The organism is Lentimonas sp. CC4, from assembly GCF_902728235.1.
Taxonomy (GTDB): domain Bacteria; phylum Verrucomicrobiota; class Verrucomicrobiia; order Opitutales; family Coraliomargaritaceae; genus Lentimonas.
Map to the genome: position 1 here is coordinate 1,444,598 of NZ_CACVBO010000001.1, position 19,627 is coordinate 1,464,224.

Annotated in this window: 15 protein-coding genes; 6 read left to right on the top strand and 9 right to left on the bottom strand. The window is 53.8% G+C overall.

What is annotated here, in order from left to right:
- The first annotated feature begins 152 nt into the window (after nt 1-152).
- Nucleotides 153-3,182, top strand: coding sequence for a thiamine pyrophosphate-dependent enzyme (locus GZZ87_RS06340; RefSeq protein WP_162025685.1), 3,030 nt, complete (start codon nt 153-155; stop codon nt 3,180-3,182).
- A 7-nt stretch (nt 3,183-3,189) separates the two neighbouring features.
- Here the strand turns inward: GZZ87_RS06340 and GZZ87_RS06345 are convergent, their stop codons facing one another.
- The gene (locus tag GZZ87_RS06345) at nt 3,190-3,636 is read right to left on the bottom strand and encodes a BLUF domain-containing protein (protein ID WP_162025686.1); all 447 of its coding nucleotides are present in this window, start codon (nt 3,634-3,636) and stop codon (nt 3,190-3,192) included.
- Nucleotides 3,637-3,828: 192 nt separating this feature from the next.
- On the opposite strand from GZZ87_RS06345, the gene GZZ87_RS06350 reads away from it, so the two are divergent.
- Both GZZ87_RS06350 and GZZ87_RS06355 read left to right on the top strand, forming a co-directional pair.
- Nucleotides 3,829-4,446 carry a hypothetical protein gene (locus GZZ87_RS06350; protein WP_162025687.1) on the top strand — a complete coding sequence of 206 codons (618 nt, stop codon included), beginning with the start codon at nt 3,829-3,831 and terminating at the stop codon, nt 4,444-4,446.
- A 15-nt stretch (nt 4,447-4,461) separates the two neighbouring features.
- The gene (locus GZZ87_RS06355) at nt 4,462-6,912 is read left to right on the top strand and encodes a DUF4838 domain-containing protein (RefSeq protein WP_162025688.1); all 2,451 of its coding nucleotides are present in this window, start codon (nt 4,462-4,464) and stop codon (nt 6,910-6,912) included.
- Between the two features lie 16 nt (nt 6,913-6,928).
- Here GZZ87_RS06355 and GZZ87_RS06360 read toward each other — a convergent pair whose 3' ends face one another.
- Nucleotides 6,929-7,495, bottom strand: coding sequence for a class I SAM-dependent methyltransferase (locus GZZ87_RS06360; RefSeq protein WP_162025689.1), 567 nt, complete (start codon nt 7,493-7,495; stop codon nt 6,929-6,931).
- Complete coding sequence (locus tag GZZ87_RS06365) at nt 7,482-8,573, bottom strand: FAD-dependent oxidoreductase (RefSeq protein WP_162025690.1); 1,092 nt, start codon at nt 8,571-8,573, stop codon at nt 7,482-7,484. The genes GZZ87_RS06360 and GZZ87_RS06365 overlap by 14 nt, the downstream gene beginning before the upstream one ends.
- A 65-nt stretch (nt 8,574-8,638) precedes the next feature.
- Between GZZ87_RS06365 and GZZ87_RS06370 the strand changes: the two genes are divergently transcribed.
- The 3 genes from GZZ87_RS06370 to GZZ87_RS06380 are packed head-to-tail and all read left to right on the top strand — an operon-like array spanning nt 8,639 to nt 11,732.
- Nucleotides 8,639-9,148, top strand: coding sequence for a YraN family protein (locus GZZ87_RS06370; protein WP_244648044.1), 510 nt, complete (start codon nt 8,639-8,641; stop codon nt 9,146-9,148).
- A complete protein-coding gene (gene zwf, locus GZZ87_RS06375) occupies nt 9,145-10,698 on the top strand; it encodes a glucose-6-phosphate dehydrogenase (RefSeq protein ID WP_162025691.1) in 1,554 nt (517 codons plus the stop codon). Before GZZ87_RS06370 ends, zwf begins: the two co-directional genes overlap by 4 nt.
- A 47-nt stretch (nt 10,699-10,745) precedes the next feature.
- Nucleotides 10,746-11,732, top strand: coding sequence for a glucose-6-phosphate dehydrogenase assembly protein OpcA (locus GZZ87_RS06380; RefSeq protein ID WP_162025692.1), 987 nt, complete (start codon nt 10,746-10,748; stop codon nt 11,730-11,732).
- On the opposite strand, the gene GZZ87_RS06385 is transcribed toward GZZ87_RS06380, so the two are convergent.
- The 6 genes from GZZ87_RS06385 to GZZ87_RS06410 form a co-directional block, all read right to left on the bottom strand.
- The gene (locus GZZ87_RS06385) at nt 11,729-12,238 is read right to left on the bottom strand and encodes a peroxiredoxin (protein ID WP_244648043.1); all 510 of its coding nucleotides are present in this window, start codon (nt 12,236-12,238) and stop codon (nt 11,729-11,731) included. The two genes, GZZ87_RS06380 and GZZ87_RS06385, sit on opposite strands and share 4 nt — an antisense overlap.
- A gap of 353 nt (nt 12,239-12,591) precedes the next feature.
- Nucleotides 12,592-14,028, bottom strand: a complete 1,437-nt coding sequence (locus GZZ87_RS06390) for an efflux transporter outer membrane subunit (RefSeq protein WP_162025694.1) — start codon at nt 14,026-14,028, stop codon at nt 12,592-12,594.
- A gap of 29 nt (nt 14,029-14,057) precedes the next feature.
- Complete coding sequence (locus GZZ87_RS06395; RefSeq protein WP_162025695.1) at nt 14,058-17,216, bottom strand: multidrug efflux RND transporter permease subunit; 3,159 nt, start codon at nt 17,214-17,216, stop codon at nt 14,058-14,060.
- A 31-nt stretch (nt 17,217-17,247) separates the two neighbouring features.
- Nucleotides 17,248-18,444 (bottom strand): efflux RND transporter periplasmic adaptor subunit, encoded by a 1,197-nt coding sequence (locus GZZ87_RS06400; protein WP_162025696.1) that lies wholly within the window; start codon nt 18,442-18,444, stop codon nt 17,248-17,250.
- Between the two features lie 212 nt (nt 18,445-18,656).
- Nucleotides 18,657-19,040 carry a cyclic nucleotide-binding domain-containing protein gene (locus GZZ87_RS06405; protein WP_162025697.1) on the bottom strand — a complete coding sequence of 128 codons (384 nt, stop codon included), beginning with the start codon at nt 19,038-19,040 and terminating at the stop codon, nt 18,657-18,659.
- 64 nt (nt 19,041-19,104) lie between these two features.
- Nucleotides 19,105-19,605: a hypothetical protein gene (locus GZZ87_RS06410; RefSeq protein ID WP_162025698.1), complete on the bottom strand. Its 501-nt coding sequence runs from the start codon at nt 19,603-19,605 to the stop codon at nt 19,105-19,107.
- Nucleotides 19,606-19,627: the final 22 nt, after the last annotated feature.

Genomic DNA, 19,627 nt, shown 5'->3' on the forward strand with positions numbered 1-19,627 from the left:
GTAGTAGTGAGGTCCGGGCGCTGGGTAGGCGTCCGGGCCTTTTTCGTTTGAAATAGCCTCTGATTCGTCCTTGCAGGGGCAATCCGGCTATTCTTTATTGGCTGAGTTAGGCGTGTTTTACGAATTTAGACTCGCTGTTTTTTATTATAGAAATGCCCAACGAAAATTTAGAAATGAGCTCGCAGTTAGATCCCGAAACACGGAAATCTTTATTACGTGTTCTATGGCGTAGTCGCCTTGGTGACCTGCGTGAGCAGAGCCTGATTCGCCAGGGGAAGGGCTGGTTTCATATTTCAGGTATGGGGCACGAGGCACTTGCAGGTATCGCGCTGCATCTCGAAGCCGATGACTATGCGTTCCCGTATTATCGTGATCGCGCATTTTGCACGCAGCGTGGCATGAGTGATTACGATTTGGCGCTCGCGTTTTATGCGAAGCGGGACTCGTCCAGCGGTGGTCGTCAATTGACGGGGCACTTTAGTGATCGTAAATTGAATATTTGGAGCCATCCATCGCCGGTGGGTGTGCATTTGTTACCCGCTTGTGGTGCGGCATGGGGGATCCAACTCGATGGTAAGCCCAATGTAGTGTATGCATCGTTGGGTGAAGCGTCTGCGCGACAAGGCGATTTTTACGAAGCGGTCTGCTTTGCTAAAGAGCGGAAGTTGCCGATGGTTTTTGTGGTGCAGGATAATCGCATCGCAATCAGCACATCGACGACGCAAACGAATCCGATCGCACTGGGAGTGCTGGATCGTAGCGAGTGGATACGAGTGGATGGCAGTGATGTCGAGGCAGTGGCAGAGGCTGGCCGAGTCGCGGTGGAGCAGGCTCGATCCGGGCAAGGACCTGCTTTTATATGGTGTGATGTGGAGCGATTCTCAAATCACTCCAGTGCCGATGATCAACGGATGTATCGCGCCGCAGATGAGCTCGAAGCGATGCATGAGCGCGATCCGATCAGTTTATTTCAAAGCCAACTCATTGCAGATGGTATACTCACAGAGGCTGAGGCGACTGCTCAGGAGGAGAAACTGCGCGAAGCGATCCGTGCCGAGTATCGCCGTGCTAACGGTCAAACGGATCCATTGGGCGAAGAGTGCGCCTTACATTTGACTGGTTCAGCCAATCCCGCCCCTGCGGCGGACATTCAATTGGATGCACCGTGCCGCATGCTCGATGCGGTGAATCGCACCTTTCACGCAGCGATGGATGCACTGCCGGACGTGGTCTTCTTTGGTGAAGATATCGCTGATCCAAAAGGCGGAGTGTTTAATTTAACGAAAGGCCTATCGACGAAGGATCCGGAGCGTGCGGTGAATTCGCCCTTGGCAGAGTCCACCATCATGGGGGTCGCCGTCGGCTTGGCTTCGTATGGAAAGCGTCCTTGTTTCGAGATTCAATTTGTTGATTTTATCTATCCGGGGTGGAACCAGTTGGTGTCTAATATGGCGACACTGCGTTGGCGCAGTTTTGGGCAATGGAAGTGCCCCTTGGTGATTTACGCACCCTGCGGTGGCTATCTCCCGGGCGGTGCTTTATGGCATAGTCAGGCGGGAGAGGCGTCTTTTGCGCGTGTGCCTGGCATTCGGGTGGTCGTGCCATCGACCCCTGGCGATGCTGCGGGACTTTTCTGGACTGCACTGCATGGCGAGGACCCTACGATTATTCTCCTGCCGAAGCATTTGATGTGGGCGGAGTTGCCTGCGCCGAAGTCGGTTGAAGCGATTCCACTTGGGCAAGCGCGACTGGTGCGTTCTGGGGAGTTGCTCACGCTGGTCACTTGGGGGAATTGTGTCGAGTTAGTCGAAGAGACTTTAGAGGCGATGAACTCCAACCTCGATGTTGAACTGATCGATCTGCGCTCGATAGCACCCTGGGATAAAAAGGCGGTGGCCGCGTCTGTGCGCAAGACGGGCCGCTTATTAATCGTCCAAGAAGACAACATTAGCGCGAGTGTAGGCCAAATGATCGTCGCAGAGATGTGCAGCGACCATACGGTGCTGCAATGCTTGAAAACGCCCCCAGTGATCGTGTCCAAAGACGATGTGCATGTGGGCTTTAATCCGATTTATGAATACGCCGCGCTTCCTGACCAAGCGCGAATCACTGCCGCCTTGGATCGCTTGCTTTCGACGACCTTGGAGTCTTCGCTCCAGTCGAAGGCGGGGGCAATGGAATCGATCCAAACACCTATTGAAGACTCTATGACTGCTGAATCGAACAATGCTCCGAGTGCGACCAAAATGATCACTGTCCCGATTCTCGGCGAGGGGATCCGCGTCGCACGCGTCGTTTCGATCTTGAAGGAAGCTGGTGAGGCGGTGAAAGCCGACGATCCGCTCTGTGAAGTGGAGACGGATAAGGCCGTATTCCCGATCGAATGTGATGAGGATGGCATTCTTGGCGAGTGGTTGATCGCCGAGGAGGACGAAGTTTCCGTTGGACAAGAATTGGTTCCGCTTCAGATGTCGGGGGCTGCGGCTGTCGCTGTGAAGGCTGCACCTGTTGTAGCTGCGGGAGGCGCTGTGCTGAAGAAAACAGCAGGTCTTTCCTTAGAGGCGGTCAAATCCTTGCAGGGCATCATTCCTGCTACGATTGAGATGACTTGCCGTTGGGAAGCGGTTCGCGACGCACGTTTACGTAGTAAGGAAACCTCCGGTGGCACGCTTTCGACTGCGACGATGGCTGCTTGGGCAGTGGTGCAGGCGATGCATAAACATGAGCGCTTCGCCTCAATTATTCGTGGCGAAGAGTTGATCTATGATCCGGATCGTTTTGATCTTGGTATGGCCGTGGCGTTACCTGGTGATGCGCTGGAGACTGCGGTCGTGAAGAGCGCAAACACCATGGAGTGGGATGTGTTCACAGACGTATTCAACAATTCACTACGTCGCACGCGCCATGGCGAGGTGGATTCGAAGAATCGTGTGTCGCTTTCGATCTCTAGCATGGGTGCTTACAATGTCCGCTCTGCGATTCCAATCGTGGTGCCACCTTCGGTTGCGACGATATTTATCGGTGCGCCTTATACGCTACCAGATCCTAAGTCTAAAGATGGTAGCATGATGGAGGTGGCCTCTTTGGTGCTCACCTTCGATCATCGTTGGATCAATGGCGTGGGTGCTGCTGCCTTCTTATCAGAGGTGCGCAAGGGCATCGAACGTTTCGATCTCGTCTAAGCGAAGCTTAGCGTTCGAGGCGTGTCGAGCGGGCAAATGTTTTTAGGAAGATTTCGACGTGTCGTGACAGACCGTCGAGCGTTGCCTGCGGTAGTTGTCGTTTTTCGACGATGTCGGAAAATCCAGGTAGTTCCTCTGCGAGTCGCTGTGAGGTTGCTCGCTTAAAGCCCATCTTGTATTCTGGGAAGTCGCGCTTGGTAACGAGTTTTCGAGAGAGCACAATGACTTGGTGGTGCCGTGTGTCTTTTTCGATCTTGGCGAATAGTCGTTCGACGACGGTTTGTTCGCCTTCAATGACCTGAATGATGTTGCCATCGGAGTGGAGGAGTAGCCCAGTAATGTCGATCGCAGCATTGCGCTGCTGAGATTCCGAAAGAATCTGGAGCAGTGACTCTTCTGTGAGTTCCGGTTTCGCGGAGCTCAAATAGAGTAATTGAAATACGGATGCGGACATTGTGGGTGTATTCTTAATGCTAATAAAGAGCATTAATTGGCGTAATTTGCAAGATGCAAGCTGTTGAGCTTGTGTTGCTATCCAGCAGGGGCAAGGAAAACTTTTTGGCGAATACGGTTGTGCTCCACTTTTTCGGATGCAATCGGACTGGCTTGCTCTTTCTTGGAAACACGGCATCAATGCTATTTAAGTATGCTAGAGGGAATTACAGCTGGATTTATCCTGTCACTCGTGCTGTTCCCTGGGACGGTTTGGTTGGCTAAAGTCGGTGCTATTGGAACGAAGCGGCAAGTGTGCGCGGTTGGTCTGGGGTTTGCATTGTCCCAATTGATTTGGCTGTTTGTGTCGGTGCCTGGCTTGATGATGATGTCGAGGCATCTTTCTTTTTTACGCCTAGGCATGCATGTGTTTGCTGTGTTTGTGTTGGGCTACATGGCGGTTAAGTTTTTTCGCACAAGGCGAGTCGAGATGCTGGATGATACGGGGGATTTACCCTCGGCAACGATGCTGTTTCGCATCGCATTTAATCGCGCATTGGCGATGCCGATGCGCTTACCGACTGCGATGGCAGTGCTTCTGGCGACTGGAGTGTATGTGACTCACCCGCCGAGTTGGCAGCTCGTGCCGTCTGTCATGCTGGGTGGATTGATCGGTGTCAGTTGGTGGTGGGGGCAGATGACGTTTCTTTCTATATTTTTTGCAAAGCGGGTGCCTGATCATTATACGCTGAAGTCGCTGAATAAAATTCGACCTTTCTGTGGCGTGCTCTTTTGTTTTCTCGGTCTGATTGCTCTCTTTCTGGCGGGCTGATTCTTTATTTTTTGTATGCGCTTGTATCACTTAGTCTTCTCGTTGTGCCTTTTCATTGGTGTATTGCCGCTTTCTGCGCAGTCGAGTCGGTCGGGTGAATGGCGAGTCGAGCGCTTGCTAGGGTCGAGTCAGCTGTCGTTGGAATCGATTCGCACGTTGGTCGTTCCTGCGCAACCAGGTGCCGCCCTGTTGGCGGCGGTAGAAGATTTTCGTGAGGTATTTGCACTTCGCTACGGAGTGGACTTGGAAATCGTGACTGCAACTGAAAGCCGCCCGAAGTCTGCGATTTATTTGGGGGATTCTGGACGTGTTCGGTGTCGGGCGGGAGATGGTTCATTTTCGATCCATCGTGAAGGGGCCCGCGTCTATGTTGCTGCAGATGGTGAGCGTGGCCTGCTAAATGGAGTGTATGCGCTCTGTTCGGAGCTGCTGGGCGCACGTTGGTATTGGGCGGGGGATCTGGGCTTTGAGCTGGTTGGCTCGGCGCGTGCGACATTCCCAGAGGGGTTTTGGCGCGAAGAGCCTGCATTTGTGCAGCGCACATTTTATCCGGTGGATGGCGACTTTGGTCGAAGAAATCGCCTTGTGGGGCTTTATAGTTTTAATCATGCGCTGGCGAAGGTGTTTTCTGCTGAGCTCTACGAGCGAGAACCTGAAGTATTCTCAGAGGTCTATGGCCGCCGACGTGAGCCGAAGGGCAGTGCGGGGATGGATGCTCAGCCTGACTTCTCAGAGCCACGCGCGGTCGAACTTGCGGCAGAGGCCGCACTGGCGGCCTTTGAGAAGAACCCTGAGGCGCGCAGCTTCTCGCTTTCGATCAATGACAATGTGTTGTTTGATGATTCCGAGGCGACGCAGCAATTGGTCGAACCTGTTAATTATTTTAGAACGCGCCCGAACTATACCGATCTAGTGTTCGGCTTTATGAATGCTGTCGCAGAGCGGGTGTTTGAAGAGGGCGGCGCATGGACGACGCCCTCGGGGCAACCGCGTTACTTGACTGCGCTGGCGTATTATTGGACAGAGCAGTCGCCATCGTTTCAGATTCATCCACGCGTGATGCCGGTCTTGACCTCGGATCGCGCGCAGTGGCACGATCCGGAATATCGTGCGGGCGATAAGGCACTGATCAAGCGCTGGGCGGATTCGGGTGCAGAGCGCATTGCGACATGGGATTACTACTTCGGCTCACCATACATTTATCCCCGCCAGTTCAATGAGTGGATTGCGGAGAGCCTCGCGTTTATGAGCCAGAATGGAGTCACTGTATTCTTCTCTCAATTACCATCCTCTTGGGGCTTGGACGGGGGCAAGGCATGGTTGGCATCCGAGTTGTTGTGGAACCCCGAGCAGGATGCTGACGTGCTCTTGGATGAGTATTATACGAATTTCTTTGGTGCAGCAGCGGCACCGATCCGCGGCTTTTATGAGCGGGCGGAGTCGCATCGCAATGCGAATGAGGGCACGGCAGACTGGATCAAATTCTACAAAGATGAGTCTGGGATCGAATTGTTTGATACAGAGATTTTACTGGAGTTACGTGGCTTAATTGAGTCGGCAAAGGCGCTTGTGGAAGACGATGCTCGACGCTTGGCACGCGTGGAGGTGGTTTCGGAGGCGTTCAGTTTGACGGAAGCATTTGCGCAGTCGCATGCGGCGAGTTCAGAATTGGTGGCGAACTCGCTGGCAGTGTTGTCTGAGTCTGAGGGAGGCGCCGCCGCGAGTTTACCGGCGCAGTTAATAGACTTTATGAGTGCACGCACCGCTTTTAATCAGTTGAGCGAGCTACTTTTGAAAAATCCGATGCATGCTCGTTTGAAGCATTTCACGAACTTTGCCAAATTGGATCCCGTCGCGTTGAGTCTCGCTGCAATGGCGCATGGTGGAGTTTCAATCCCAGAAGCGGATTTGCTTGATTATACGGGGGAGGTGCAGATAGCGCAGTGGTGGGCTGATTCGGATGACGTGTTTCATTCGAAGTCATCGAACGTCGAGCTTCGCCACGCTGCAGGGGAGTCGAAGCCGCGAAATTTTCTTGGGCCAAATTTGCCGAAGGTGAAGGACTGGGTGCTTGATTTTCGACCGAGTGAGTTCTTATCCGTAGGTGCGGTGGATGGGGATTCTGGGATTCGTGTGACAGGTGCGGATATGTTTTCGATCTTTCGAGATGTGCCTGTTATTTCTGAGCAGCGTTATTTGTTAGATGCGAGTTTGGCGTATCGTATCAGCCCTGATAATCGGACGCATGTGTCTCTGTCGTGGTCGGATCGTGATGGTCGTTCTTTAGGGAAGGAAATGTTGTTTCGTTGCCCGACAGGTGAATCATATGGAACGCAGCGTATCGTGTTGCCAATTCGTGCGCCCTCTCAGGCATATACGCTGCGTGTGCGCTTTGTCGTGTCGCGGCAATATGAGGGCGACTACTTGGACTTGGAGCGTGTGAATTTCGGCCTGATCGCAAAGTGATACAGACGCCGGAGTGCTAAGCTTTACGAGCGACCCACAGGATCGGCGGAATACGACCGCTGGTGACTACGGGTTCGTGGCTTTCCACGAACCAACCGCGTGATTCGATTGTTTGCATCCACTCGGCAACAGAGCCTGCTTCGGTCTGGCCGCCTTCGTGTCCACGGTAGGCGGTTACTAGCAATAGGCCGCCTGGTTTGAGCAGTTCGCAGGCCGATCGAAGGGCCGCGAGTGTGGACTCGGGAGTCGTTTGGATGCTTTTGTCGCTGCCGGGGAGGTAACCGAGGTTAAAGGTGATCGCGCTGATCGTTTGCGCATACTGCTCGCACAGTGAGCGAAGTGCCTGCCCATGGTCGGCAACGAGTAGCTCGGCTTGTGCTTGGCTGTTCGCGGTTTCCAAGCGCAAGCGTGTGGCAGTGATTGCGGCTTCCTGAATGTCGGTGGCGATGATGTGCCCCGTGGAGCCCACGAGTTTTGCCATGTATGCAGTGTCGTGGCCGTTGCCGGCAGTGGCGTCCAGTGCGCGATCTCCGGGCTGTAGTTGTGCGCTTAAGTAGTCGTGCGCTAGATCAGTGAGTCGCATTGGGAAGGGTGGTGTTGGGTTCAGAGTAGCGGATAATGTCGATCTCGGGATCGAGTGGCTCGCCTTGCAGTAAATATGCTAGGAATTGTCGGACTAGTTCTGGCGCGAGTGAGGCACCTTTGGAGCCGAGGCCATTAAAAATATGGAGGCTCGGTTCGGTAGGGTGGCTCCCCATAAAGGGGCGGAAGTCTTTGGTGGTCGGGCGTAGGCCGGAGTAGTGCTGCTTCACCTCCAGTGTGTGCTCTGGCGCGATAAAGGATTGGGCGGATTCGAGGAGTTCACGTGCGCCGGCTTCTGTGGGCTCGGGTGTGTCGTCGTCACTGTCAAAGGTCGCACCGAGGCGATAGGTGTGATCGCCGTAGGGGAGGATCCATTTGCGATGATGGTAAATCGCACGCGGTAGGTTGAGTGTTTCGCACTGCAGGACGAGTGTCTCGCCTTTGGCGGGTGCGAGCGGCAGCCAGTTAAACCATGGGTTGGTTAGCATGCCGACACCTTCACTGAAGATGATATGATCGGCCTGTAAGTCGTGGTAGCTCCAGTGCGCGCCGTTCTTCTGTAAATCTTCGTGGATAAACGTCTCGTCTCGGAAGGTGGCGTTGTCTGTGAAATGTTGACGCAATGTTTGCAGGAGTAGCGGCAGGTCAGTGTAGGCGGCTTGCTTGATGTGAAAGCTGCCGTGGGTGTCTTCGAGTGCAGCGGGGCCTTCGCCGACGGGGATGGCTTCGCCCAGCACGTCGGCATAGCGTTGGTTGCGCATCCGCTTGCCCATGCGTTTGACGTCGATGCCATGCTGGCAGTAACGAATGAGTGGGATCGGGTGGTAAAGTTCTACGCCAAATGTTTGCTCCAATTCGCGGTAAGTCGCCGCTGCATGAGGAATCAGTGCATCGAAGTTCCACGTCTTGATCATCCAGCGCCCCGTGACGGGATTGATCACACCCCCCGCGACTTCGGAGGCATTTGGGAGTTGAGTGCTTCCGATCAGAGTTACCTGTTTACCCGCTTGCTCTAATCGCCATGCGAGGAGGCAACCTGCGAGGCCTGCGCCGACGATTATATACTTTGGGGTGCTCATGAGTGTTTGATACAAAGCGTGTATACCGAATTTCTGGAAAGCAAAAAAGCGGGGTGGTGCAGTTTATGTCTGATTTCGTTGCTATGAAAGGCACTTTTGCTAATGATTCGGGTGTGAATATTTTTCATCGTATTCGTGAGCATTTTTGTGGCATGCAGGATCGTTGCTTGCCGGAGGGGAGCACGCGGGCGCAGCGGGGGGCGTTTGGCGAAGACCTTGCGGCAGATCATTGTCGGCGTGTGCTTGGCTATCGGCTGATCGTCCGGAACTGGCGCTACAAGCGGGATGAGCTCGATTTGATTTGTCAGGATGGCGACGTTTTAGTCTTTGTTGAGGTGCGAGCACGCGCTGAGGATGCGTTGGTTTCTGGTTTTTATTCAGTGGATCGGCATAAAAAAGAAATCCTGAGACGCGGCTGTGGAAACTATCTAAAACAGTTGCGAAATCCGCCAAAACACTTCCGCTTTGACATTATAGACGTCTCAATTTGCAAAGGGGGGCGTGGAGAGGTGCACCATTATCCGAATGTGCCTCTGTTCCATAAACATTTTTCAGTCCAACGCCATCAGACATGACGAACGAAACAGACGAATCCAGACATCCTTTCCTACAAGGCTTGAGCAAGCATCGCGGTGCGCCACCGACAGTTGTCGTGATTTTTGGCGCCTCCGGTGATCTTACTGCGCGTAAGCTCGTGCCAGCTATTTTTAATTTGGGAGTGGATAATCTGCTGCCCGGTGAATTTCACCTAATCGGCTTTGGTCGTAAGCCGATTGAAGATGATCAGTTCCGTGATATCATGGATGAAGCGATTGGTGAGTTTTCTCGCCGTCCGCTGAACAAGGAAATCTGGGAGCGTGTGCGTAACCACATGACGTATCACTCTGGTGGATACGATGATCCTGAGACATTCGTAGAGCTGGCAGCTAAGATCGACAAGATCGAAGCTGATTTGGGCCGCGATGTGCAACGCTTGTTTTATATTTCAACACCACCGAGTGTGTTTGAGCCGATCATTGAGAATTTGGGCAGTAGTGGGATGGCCGCCCAGCATGTTGGCACGAAGGTAGCGTCGAAGGTGATTATCGAAAAACCTTTCGGTCGCGATCTTGCCTCGGCTCGAGCGCTCAATACCACACTGAACAGCGTCTTTGAAGAGCCGCAGGTGTATCGTATCGATCACTACCTCGGTAAGGAAACGGTGCAGGATTTGTTGGTGCAGCGTTTTGCAAATTCGATTTTCGAGCCGCTCTGGAACCGTGAGCACGTGGACTGTGTGCAGATTACGGTCGCGGAGAGTCTGGGTGTCGGCACACGTGGCGGTTACTACGATACGAGTGGTGCGCTGCGTGATATGATTCAGAATCACACGATGCAATTGGTCGCTTTGACTGCGATGGAGCCGCCTGTTTCGCTCGATCCAGAATCGATTCGCGATGAGAAGGTGAAAGTGTTGAAAGCGATTCAACCCTTGGAGCTTAAAGCAGACGGAGGCGACGTGGTGCGTGGTCGCTACACCGGTGGACTTGTGAATGGGAAGCCTGTCGAGAGCTACATGGAAGCGGAGGGAATCCCTGAAGATTCTATCACTGAGACATATGCTGCGTTGCGCCTTTCGATCAATAATTGGCGTTGGCAAGGTGTGCCGTTCTACATCCGTTCCGGTAAACGTATGGCACGACGTGCCAGTGAGATTGCGATCCAGTTTAAGCGTCCTCCAGGCATCTTGTTCTCCGAGGGCAAGAAATTTGACGTGGCGCAAAACACGATGGTGATTCGTATTCAGCCTGACGAAGGTGTGACTTTGGTCATGAACTCGAAGATTCCTGGTTTGGAAACACGCACACAGCCAGTGAAAATGCACTTCCGCTATGCGACCACCTTTGGCTCCAATACACCGGAGGCCTATGAGCGTCTGATTTTGGATGCAATGATTGGTGATAGCACACTCTTCATTCGTGGTGATGAGACCGAGGCATCTTGGAAGTTGATTACGCCGATCTTAGAACATTGGAAAGAGTCAGGCACAAACGGTTTGGCCGATTATGCCTCGGGTTCGTGGGGACCCTTGGAGAGCGAACGTTTACTTTGGGAGAAGGGGCATCAATGGCGTCGTTCTGGTTGAGCGCTTTGTGACTCTGCCTACTGATTGCTAAATTGTTTTAATATATTATGTCCGAATTAATAAATGCGCTTCCAGGAATCGAAGTTCCCGTTGGGGAGGTGACTAATCGTCTCGCTACGATGTGGGACAACGATCCTTTGCTCTCGCAGAATGACTTCCGTGCATCGCAGATGAATGTGGTGCTGCACTTCGGCTTGGATGTGACAGCCGAGGAAGCGCGTGAGCGTTTTGATGCGTTGATCCGTTTTGCGCAGCGATATCCGAGCCGTATCATCGTGCTGTGCCCGACTCGGGTCGATCTCGATGGGGCGATGGAGAGCAAGCTATTCAGCCAGTGCTATATCGGTGAATCGCATCGTGAGATGTGCTGTTGTGAGGCCTTACTGCTACGCTACAAGTCGGAGGACTTCGGGTATTTGTCCAATCAAGTTTCGATCTGGTTGGAAGGCGATCTACCGACGTATCACTGGTTCAGTGGTGTTCCGATTTCTCGTATTGAGAAGTATTTTGATAACTTACTCAAGGGGGTGCGTCGTTGCGTGTATGACAGCAGCATCGAGTCTCAAGATATGAGCACGGTGGCGTGGCCGGATCCGAGTCGTGTGTTTGATCTTGCGAAGGCACGCTTATTGCCAGCTCGCCAAGCCATTGGTCAGTTCTTGAGCGGCTATTCGATCGACCAGATTTGTGAAGGCTTACAGGCGGTGCGCGTGAAGCACTGCTCTTCGATGTCAGGCGAGGGCCGTGGCCTATTGGAGTGGGTGCAGTCGTGTCTAGCTGAGTGCGATGAGTGCGACGCTTGCCCTGCTTTGAAAGCCGAGTTCTCGGTTTGTGAGTGCGATGAGTCGACGAAGGATTGTGCGTTGGTGCTGGAATTCGTTTACGATGACGAACGTTTCTTGCGTTGTCGCAAGTTTAAGGATGGTTCGATGGGTGAAATCGAAGCGTATCTCGGTCAGGGGCAGGAAAAAATAACTGCGCGTGTGAAGCCTTTGTCTGCTGAGCAGGCACTGGCTGAGGCGTTGTTTTTCTAGTGTTTGGCTGAAGCTTGAATGGCATCCAGTGCGGCGAGCACCTCGTCGCCTTGGTCGGCGGTGGCTGCTTTTAGGTCGCGCCATACGAGTGTTCCGTCGATGAAAATGTAGGCTTGGCGGCTGAAGCCACCGCGACCAAAGGCCTTGGAGACCACTTTATCCGTGTCGGCAATAAGCGTGTAAGGGAGTTCATACTTGTCGATGAACTGTTGTTGGCGCTCCGCGCTATCGGTTGAGACGCCGAATATAGCCACTCCGCGCTCTTTTAGGACTTCCCAGCTGTCGCGTAGACTACAGGCTTGTTTCGTGCAGCCAGGTGTCATGGCTCTTGGGTAGAAGAAGACGACGGTGGTGCCAGTGTTGAGTGCTGCGCCGAGATCGATGGTTGCGCCAGTTTGGTCGACCGCTTGTATTTGAGGCGCAGTGGCACCGACTTCGAGTGCATCGCCTGCGGAGAGAGTGGATACTAGGGAGATGAGCATGATTAGAATGAGTGAGTGTTTCATAGTCATCATATCGTATGTAGAGCGTTCGCCTTACAAACTATCGTCGTTTTGTGGATCTGGCGGGATGGCCGCCGAATGCGGCTTTCGTAGTCGAGCTCCTTTAGGTGCTCGACCGTTGGGTGGTTGGTGCTGGTTCGTTCAATCGGGTGGCCAGCTGAAGCCAGCCAGCGACTGATCTGCGAGACGGTTTTGCGCTTTTGGTGCTTAGGCTCGGTGGACAGACAGAAATGTCTGTGTCACGACTGCTTGGGCTCGGTGGACAGACAGGACGGAGGTCTGCCGTAGATGGCGTAGCAATGTCTGTGTCACGCTGCTTAGGTTCGGTGGACAGACAGGAATGTCTGTGTCACTTCTTACTGCGTCGGCGCTTCCCAGCCACCGCCGAGGGCGCGGTAGAGTTGCACCACAGAGAGGAGTTCCCCTAGTTCGGCCTGGGCGAGGCTCAGTTCGGCGCTAAAGAGCTCCTGCTCGTTGTAGAGGACTTCGAGGTAGCTCGTGACGCCACCTTCATAGCGGATGTTGGCGAGCTCGGCAGCATCGCGATTACTCTGAGTGAGTAAGGCTTGGCTGGCGGTGAACTCGTGGGTGCGTTCGTAGTTGATCAGTGCATCGGAGACTTCCTTGAAGGCATTTTGCACGGTTTGCTGATAGCCGGACAACGCTGCCTCGTATTGAGCCTCTGTAATCTTGAGGTTCGATTTTAAGCGGCCACCGGTAAAGATAGGTAATGAGACGGCTGGACCAAATTGCCAATCGCGGGAGGCGGATTTGAAGAGATCCGATGAACTGACGCTTTGGTAGCCATAGGCACCAGTCAATGTGACTTGCGGGTAGAAGGCAGCTTTGGCTTGGCCAATATTGGCGTTGGCTTCGATCAGGCTTTGCTCTGCAGAGCGGATGTCGGGACGGCGCTCTACCAAGGACGAGGGCAGGCCGGCCGGCACCTTACTGGCGAATCTCTGGCTGCTAAAATCGGCTCCGCGTGTGAGCTTTCCTGGGTTACGTCCTAGCAAAATGCAGAGTGCGTTTTCTTGTAGATCACGTTGGCGCTTAATATCGACGATGCTGCTTTCTGCAGTATACACCAGTATCTGCGCTTGGACGACGTCCTGCATGGCGGCGACGCCTCCTTCTTCGCGTGTGGTGGTGAGTGTGAGCGATTCTTGCCGAGTTTTGTAAGAGTTCTCCGCGATTTGTAGCTCATAATCCAGCTCCAAGAGGTTTAGGTAACTGGCGGCGACTTGTGCAATCAGTGTTTGGCGAACAGTATGTTGTGCTTCGGCTGATTGTAGGTAGCGTGCGCGGGCGGCATCATTGGCGTAGCGGATGTTGCCCCAGAGGTCGACTTCGTAGCTGGACATGCCTAGTTGGACGTCGCCATAGCTTTGCTCGGGGGTGGGCAGCTTGCCGGTTGGGCCGTTCTCGGAGGTGCGTGTGGTGTAAAGGTCACCGCCACCGAAAATGCTTGGGAAGAATCCTGAGCGTGCGACAGCTACTTCGGCCTCAGCTGCTAACAGGTTCGAGGCTGCAATTTTAACGTCCCAGTTGGCCTCTAGCGCTTCTTCGATATAGGCGCTGAGCTGCGGGTCGGTGAACACTTCCTGCCATTTTAAATCGGCAAATGATGTTTCGCCCAGTGCCGTATTCGTGGCTTCGTCGGTGCTATGGAACGCCGCGGGGGGCACGAGGTCTGGTTGCTGGAACTCGGGGCCGACGGCACAGCCGCCTAAGAGCAGGGCGACACTGCCAGTTGCTGCAGTCCACGCGCTGAAGTATTTTGTATGTTTCATTGCGAATACAGTTTTGGACGTTTGCTGACTCATGACTGTGCCTTTCCTTCTGCTGGGGCAGTCTCTGTGGTGGGCGGTTCAGGTTTGTTGCCACTGAGTTCGACAATTTTCTGCACGAAGACGTAACAGACCGGAATCAAGAAAACCCCGACACTGGTGGCAATGCTCATGCCGAAGACTACGCCAGTGCCCATGGTGCTACGTGAGGCGGCGCCGGATCCGGTGGCGAGCATCAATGGCACACAGCCGAGGATGAAGGCGAAGGAAGTCATCAAAATCGGGCGTAGGCGAAGTTTCGCGCCGTCGATGGCCGCCTGGATAATGTCTTCGCCCTCGTCGCGTTTCATCTTGGCGAACTCGACAATCAAAATCGCATTTTTCGCGGAGAGGCCGATCAACATGACCAGTCCGATTTGCGCATACACGTTGAGATCAAAACCGCGGAAAATCATGCCGATCAGTAGGCCGAGGATGACGGTCGGTGTGGCGAGCAGCACAGCGAAGGGCAGACCCCAGCTTTCGTATTGTGCGGCCAATAGTAGGAAGACGAAGAGGATCGCCATGCCGAAGATGACAGGCGCTTGCCCCTCGGACTTCTTTTCTTGGAGCGTGAGTCCTGCCCATTCGTAGCCGACTTCGCTAGGCATGGTTTCCATGACCTCTTCGATCGCCTTAATGGCTTGCGCTGAGCTGTAGCCAGGCGCGGGGGCGCCAATCATTTCGGCGGCATTGAATAGATTGAAGCGCGAGACGAAGTTGGGGCCGCTGATCCGGGTGATCGTTACGAGGGTGCTGAGTGGCACCATTTCGCCATTGTTATTACGCACGTAGAATTGCTTGATGTCGGAGGCTTCGTTGGTGAATTCCGGCTCGGCTTGGAGTAGCACCTGATAGACACGCCCGAAGAGGACGAAGTCGTTGACATACAGTCCGCTCAAGTAGGTTTGCAAGGTTTGGAAGATGCTGTCGACTGGCACGTCTAGGGTGCGTGCTTTTTCGCGATCGAGTGTGACTTCGATTTGAGGTGAGGCTGTGTTGAAGCTGGTGCTGATGCGGCCGATCTCTGGGCGAGCGCTGGCAGCTTTTTGAAGTTGCTGCACATAGCCTTCGAGTTGCTCGATACTGCCGCCGGACCGATCTTGTAGCTCCATGGTGAAGCCAGATACGTTGCCGTAACCAGGCAGGGCAGGTGGGCCAAAGGCAAAGATGCGGGCGCCTGGAATGACGGAGAGTTCACGGTTCCATTGAGCCACGAGTGACTCGGCGTGGAGTGCTGGGTCTGCGCGCTCTTCCCACGAGTCCAAGCCGATAAACATCATGGCAGTATTGGAGGCGTTGAGCGAATTCAGAATGTTGAAGCCACACAGCGCCAAGCTTGAGTCGACCCCTTCGGTTGCATTCACGATTGCTTCAGCCTGTTTGAGCACTTCGTCCGAGCGTTGCAAGGAGGCACCTTCGGGTAGTTCCATGGCGACGAATAGGTAACCCTTGTCCTCATCTGGGATGAATCCACCCGGGACATGCCTGCCGAGCAACAAAATGCCGACGATCACTGCGATGAGCAGTAGCATCGAGCGTGTCGCTTTCTTTACCAGTGCACCGACGACCGCCCCGTATTTCTGAATGATCCAGTCAAAGAAGCGGTTGAAGAGTTTGAAGAACTTGGCAATTGGGCCGTGGCTTTCTTTGGGCGCACGTAACAGCAAGGCACAGAGTGCGGGGCTGAGTGTGAGTGCATTGATCACGGAGAATACCACCGCGATGGCGATGGTGAGCGCGAATTGGCTATAGAGTTGGCCTGTGACACCGCCCATGAAGGCGACGGGCACGAACACCGCGCAGAGCACGAGGCCAATGGCGACCACGGGGCCGGCCACTTCTTTCATGGCTAGGCGCGTTGCTTCCTTCGGGTCTTTGCCTTTTTCAATATGGTGCTGCACTGCTTCGACCACCACGATGGCGTCGTCGACCACGATGCCGATCGCCAGCACTAGACCGAACATCGTCAACACGTTGACACTGAATCCCAAGACTGGGAATAAAATGAAGGCACCCAGTAGTGAAACAGGCACGGTGCACATCGGAATGATGGTGGCACGGAAGCTCTGCAGGAAGATGTAGACCACCAGTAGCACCAGAATGATCGCCTCTGCGAGTGTATGCACAATTTCTTCCATGGATGCCTTCACTGGCAGCGTGGCATCGAGCACCACTTTGTATTCCATGTCTGGTGGGAAACGTGTCTTCGCTTCTTCGAGGATCTTACGGACATTGTCAGCCGTTTCGATCGCATTGGCACCGGGGGCGAGATAGACGCCGAGTGCACCCGACGGGGTTCCGCTTAGGCGGGCGCGTAGGTCGTAGGTTTTGGCGCCGAGTTCGACGCGGGCGACATCTCCGATTTTAACTTGAGAGCCGTCCGAATTGGAGCGGATGATGATATCTTCGAATTCTGCGGGTGTTTTGAGCAGGCCTTGGGCGCGCACATTGAATTGCTTTTCTTGGCCTTGAGGGGCGGGTTCAGCGCCGATGCGCCCCGAGGGGGACTGCGCATTTTGTTCGTTGATCGCATTTTGAATGTCGGACGGTGTGATGCCGAGCGTTGCGAGTTTGTCGGGGCGCAGCCAGACGCGCATCGAGTAGTCTTGCGAGGTGAAGTTCTTCACGTCACCCACGCCGCGCACGCGTTTGATCTGATCCACTAGGTTGATGTCGCAGTAGTTGCCGAGGAAGATTGCGTCGTAACTACCTTTGGGTGAATTCAGGCCGATCGCCATCAAGATGTCGGGACTGGAACGGTTGGTAATGATCCCCTGGCTCTTTGCGGCTTCAGGCAACTGTGAGTCTGCTTGGCCCACGCGGTTCTGGGTGTTGACCTGCATGATGTCGACGTCGGTGCCGACATCGAAATAGGCATTCAGGGTCATCTTACCGTCATTGGAATTGTAAGACTGGATATAGAGCAGTTTGTCGACACCGTTGACCTTGGATTCGATCGGTGTGGCGACGGACTCCATCACCGCCTCGGCAGCTGCGCCAGGGTAAGTGGCGGTGACCTGAATCATGGTCGGGCTGATCGGCGGATATTCCGAGATCGGTAAACGTGAGAGCGAGATCGCCCCGACGATGACCGTCAGGATCGCAATGACCATCGCTACGATGGGGCGGCGTATGAAAAAGTCGGCCATGGAAATGTTCCTCTATTGGGTTGGGTTCGCCTTATTTGGCGGCTTCTTGCTTGGCTGCTGCTTGTTTGGCCGCTTCGAGCTTTACCGTTTCTGCTTTGGCTGCGGTGGCGATTTCTTTGCCGCTCTTTGGTTGCACGAGCATCCCATCACGCACTTTTTGGATGCCTTCGAGGATGATGCGATCGCCGGCTTTGATGCCTTCTAGGATTTGTATGTTGTCGCCGAGCACTTCGCCGACTGTCACGGCGCGTTGATTCGCCTTGTTTTCAGCGTCTACCACCCATACGAAATTTTTACCTTGGAGTTCAATGTTGGCACGCTGTGGAATGAGGATGCTGCCGGGAACTTTGCCCAGATCGGCACTGATGCGGCCAAACATACCAGGGCGAAGGATTTTATCCGGATTTGGAAAGGCGACGCGCATTTTTAAGGTGCCAGTGGTCACATCCACGGCGCGATCAATAAAGACGATTTCTCCTTTGTCGGGGTGCTCTTGTCCATTCGCGAGTAGTAAGGTGATGGGGATGTCTGCGACGTCCTTGCTCTTTCGATTGTTTTGGTCTTTGGCTTGTAGGTAATCGGTTTCGCTGACGTTGCAGTAGAACCAAATCGGATCGAGTTGCGAAATGGTGGCCATCAGGGTGGGCTCGCCTTTGCCGACGAGGCTGCCGACGGATACTTGCTTGGCGCCGATTAGGCCGGAGCTAGGTGCATTGACGTCGCAGTAACCGAGGTCGATTTCGGCTGACACTACGTTGGCTTCCGCCGAGTAGACGTTGGCTTTGCCGATGTCGACGGTCGCGAGTGCGTTGTCGAGATCTTGCTGTGGAATCGCACGCTTCTTTGCGAGTGGTTCGAGTCGAGCGACGTCTTTCTCATATTTCTTGAGCGCAGCTTTGGCTTCGGCTAGGCGGCCATTGGCGGCATCGAGTTGCTCTTGTAGTGGCTTTTTATCCAGTAGAAAGAGTGGATCGCCTTCTTTGACTTCGGTGCCTTCGATGAAGAGCATCTTTTCGACAAAGGCTTCGACGCGTGCGCGCACTTGGACGTTTTGTGGTGAGTCGAGATGGCCGATGAATTCAGCGGAGACTGGCATGTCAGTCATCTTGACAGTTTCAACCTGGACGATCGGAGGTGGAGGTGTGGGTGCCGTTTGTTTTTTGCAACCGATTGCGGTGAGTCCGATAGCCAGTGCTATTGCGAAGTTGAGGGAGTGAGTGTTTTTCATCTCTTTAATCCTGTTACTGTTATACGTTTTTACTTCCGATTAACTTATCGGGCTATTTACGTTAGGGGGCAATGTATTTATGCCGTCGCACTGCCTAAGCATGTGAGACGGCTATTGGGCGTATATTTTTTGCTGCGTCCATTGAGTCGATCGGGTCAGGGGCGCTTGGCTGGTTCGATTTCGCCGTCAGCGCTTGGTCGACGGCGATACGGCTATTTCTTCTTGTTCTCCACCGACCATACGGTTGAGACACGGGTGACGTCGGCCAGTTTCTGTGTGGTGCGTTCTAGGCGGCTGGCTAGAGTTTTGAAGATTTTGATCGCGATCTCGGGATGCTCTCGGATCACGTTCTCCATCTCGCCAGAGTCGTATCTCGTAACGATTGTGGCGGTGCGTGCTTTGACGGTGCAGCTGCGGGGCTTGTCGAGGATGTCGCCCATTTCGCCAAAGATGGTGCCTGGATACATCAGGACGTTGAGCATGATGCCGTCTTTATAGACTTCAACAGCACCTTTTTCTAAGACATAAAAGCCAGTGCTTTCAGTGTCTTGCTTGATTATACTAGCGCCCGGTCGATATTCTTCAGTTTGTTGCACGAATACAGTCAAATGTATTAAATATCATTAGGCAAGCTCTCCGTTATGTCCGAATATTGGAGTGTTAAGCGTCGCTTTTGACTTCGCCTGTTTCGGCCTGCTCGCTGCTCTCAGCCTCTGTGGTTTTTGGCGCATTATCGATGAGTTCGACCTTTGCGCTGTCAATGGCGTTGCGGATTTCGCTGAGTCTGGAATCATCGATACCTTTGGGCTGATCGCTGTTTGCGATGGTTTCGAAGCGTTTCGCCGCGCCATCACCCCGCACGGTGAGTGCGAAGGTGAGGACTTTATCGAGCTGAGCTTTGGCTGCTTTATTAAGATACCAGATCTGGCGATGAACTGAGCCTGCTGCGATGCCGTTGTCGATGATCGTCGCCCACTGGGCGACGTTCTTCTCGTCCATTGAGGACTGCCCCGTGATGTAGATTCCGAGCGGTAGTTGCAGTTCGCTGGCGATCGCATGCGCGCGCATGTTGGTCGCGCCATAGCGAGCGCCAGTTTCAAAGACAGCAATTGCGCCAAAGATCAGCGCTAACGGCAGTAGCAGGTTTTTAAATTTGTCCATAGAAGTTGAATTAGGGGGAACT

Coding starts and splice junctions, on each gene's coding strand:
- GZZ87_RS06340 (WP_162025685.1), top strand. CDS start 153: ATGCCCAACGAAAATTTAGAAATGAGCTCGCAGTTAGATCCCGAAACA.
- GZZ87_RS06345 (WP_162025686.1), bottom strand. CDS start 3,636: ATGTCCGCATCCGTATTTCAATTACTCTATTTGAGCTCCGCGAAACCG.
- GZZ87_RS06350 (WP_162025687.1), top strand. CDS start 3,829: ATGCTAGAGGGAATTACAGCTGGATTTATCCTGTCACTCGTGCTGTTC.
- GZZ87_RS06355 (WP_162025688.1), top strand. CDS start 4,462: ATGCGCTTGTATCACTTAGTCTTCTCGTTGTGCCTTTTCATTGGTGTA.
- GZZ87_RS06360 (WP_162025689.1), bottom strand. CDS start 7,495: ATGCGACTCACTGATCTAGCGCACGACTACTTAAGCGCACAACTACAG.
- GZZ87_RS06365 (WP_162025690.1), bottom strand. CDS start 8,573: ATGAGCACCCCAAAGTATATAATCGTCGGCGCAGGCCTCGCAGGTTGC.
- GZZ87_RS06370 (WP_244648044.1), top strand. CDS start 8,639: ATGTCTGATTTCGTTGCTATGAAAGGCACTTTTGCTAATGATTCGGGT.
- zwf (WP_162025691.1), top strand. CDS start 9,145: ATGACGAACGAAACAGACGAATCCAGACATCCTTTCCTACAAGGCTTG.
- GZZ87_RS06380 (WP_162025692.1), top strand. CDS start 10,746: ATGTCCGAATTAATAAATGCGCTTCCAGGAATCGAAGTTCCCGTTGGG.
- GZZ87_RS06385 (WP_244648043.1), bottom strand. CDS start 12,238: ATGAAACACTCACTCATTCTAATCATGCTCATCTCCCTAGTATCCACT.
- GZZ87_RS06390 (WP_162025694.1), bottom strand. CDS start 14,028: ATGAAACATACAAAATACTTCAGCGCGTGGACTGCAGCAACTGGCAGT.
- GZZ87_RS06395 (WP_162025695.1), bottom strand. CDS start 17,216: ATGGCCGACTTTTTCATACGCCGCCCCATCGTAGCGATGGTCATTGCG.
- GZZ87_RS06400 (WP_162025696.1), bottom strand. CDS start 18,444: ATGAAAAACACTCACTCCCTCAACTTCGCAATAGCACTGGCTATCGGA.
- GZZ87_RS06410 (WP_162025698.1), bottom strand. CDS start 19,605: ATGGACAAATTTAAAAACCTGCTACTGCCGTTAGCGCTGATCTTTGGC.